The organism is Kineococcus indalonis (assembly GCF_009906395.1).
Taxonomy (GTDB): Bacteria; Actinomycetota; Actinomycetes; order Actinomycetales; family Kineococcaceae; genus Kineococcus; species Kineococcus indalonis.
The window spans coordinates 1-478 of sequence record NZ_JAAALM010001015.1 but is presented as its reverse complement, the minus strand read 5'-3'; the positions used below and the strand labels follow the sequence as shown (position 1 = coordinate 478).

The 478-nt window shown below is 81.8% G+C and carries 1 pseudogene; it reads right to left on the bottom strand.

Annotated elements, in window-relative coordinates:
• A pseudogene (locus GTR00_RS22470) lies at positions 1 to 267 on the bottom strand (hypothetical protein); the annotation flags it as partial.
• Between the last annotated feature and the right edge of the window lie 211 nt (positions 268 to 478).

The following is a 478-nucleotide window of genomic DNA, read 5'->3' as shown; positions in this document are numbered from 1 at the left end:
CCCGTCCACGGGCTCCTGCGCCCGGGCGGGGTCGACGGCCTGCGCCTCCGGGGTCCCAGCCTCCGGCGCCTCCGGGGCCTGCGCTTCCGGGGCCTGCGCGTCGGGGGCGTGCGCTTCCTCCGCCGCGCCCGGGGTCTGCTCCGGGGCGTCGGGCTGCGGCTCCCGCGCCGCCGCGTCCACCGGCTCCGCCGGGGTCGCGCTCGTGGGGTCGCTGGGGGTGTCCTGAACGTCCTGGGGGGACGCCGGCTCCTGGGGCTGCTCGCTCACCCGCCGCAGTCTAGGTGCCGCGGGCCCCGGACGGAGCAGGCGGTGACTCCGAGTCGCTTTATGATTGCCCGCAGTGCCGGGTCCGAAGGCGGTCCGGCGCGCCGGAGCGGGGCCCAGCGGCGGGCCCCGACCGGCGCACCCGACGGGCGTCGGCGGCGCCCGTCGGCGGCGCCCGTCGGCGGCGCCCGTCGGCGGCCGGGCGAGCCGGTGC